Consider the following 689-nt stretch of genomic DNA (forward strand, 5'->3'; position numbering starts at 1 on the left):
ACCCCGGTACTCGATCCATGGGAAGCAGCACGGCATCCGCACATGGCCGCGCGCGGCTCTTGGCTGGCGGTGGACGGCATCCTGCAGACAGCCGCTGCTCCGCGCTTTTCCGGATGGGCGCAAAAGACGCCGGCGAAAGGTCCCGCGCGCGACGAACATGGCGGCGAGATTCGCGCGGATCTGGCGGATCCAGATACAAACCATTGAAATCGCCCGGTTTCAGGCTGCTGAAATTTAGCATTGGCTTCCGGGGCCGACTGGCTTGAGCTGACCGCCGCGCGGCCCACCTATTTCCCGCAATGATGATCGTTGATCTTGTTCAACGCGTTCGCATCCGGCCCCACCCGGTGATAGGAACAGGCGCCCGCCGCCGTCGTGACCAGTTGCTGGTCGTAGTAGCGCGGACCGCCGAACAGGAAGCCGAGGAGATCGTCATCGGCGGGAACGTAGCGTTCCGGCTCGGCCTGGTGATGGCGATGCCTGGACCCGGCGAATGCCGACGTAGACATGCCACAGGCTATCGCCACGGCAAGAGCGCAGATCGCAAACTGTTTCGTCGTCATCGGCAACACCCTCCTGGCCATTCGCATGTCCTATATAGGCAAAAAATCACCAGCCGAACAAAGGTTCCCTGGCACCGGTTTGCCTGCCCTTCGTCATCCAAGGGCGAAGCAAGGAGCGAAGCGACG

At 62.3% G+C, this 689-nt stretch carries 1 protein-coding gene and 1 pseudogene; one reads left to right on the forward strand and one right to left on the reverse strand.

Annotated features, from left to right (window positions below; genetic code table 11):
• Positions 1-207: pseudogene (locus ACWTU8_RS31775) on the forward strand (CoA transferase); the annotation flags it as partial.
• 80 nt (positions 208-287) lie between these two features.
• Here the strand turns inward: ACWTU8_RS31775 and ACWTU8_RS31780 are convergent.
• On the reverse strand, positions 288-563 hold the full coding sequence (locus ACWTU8_RS31780; protein ID WP_454581066.1) for a hypothetical protein: 276 nt from the start codon (positions 561-563) through the stop codon (positions 288-290).
• Positions 564-689 lie beyond the last annotated feature (126 nt).

This window comes from Mesorhizobium sp. BHbdii (assembly GCF_053848045.1).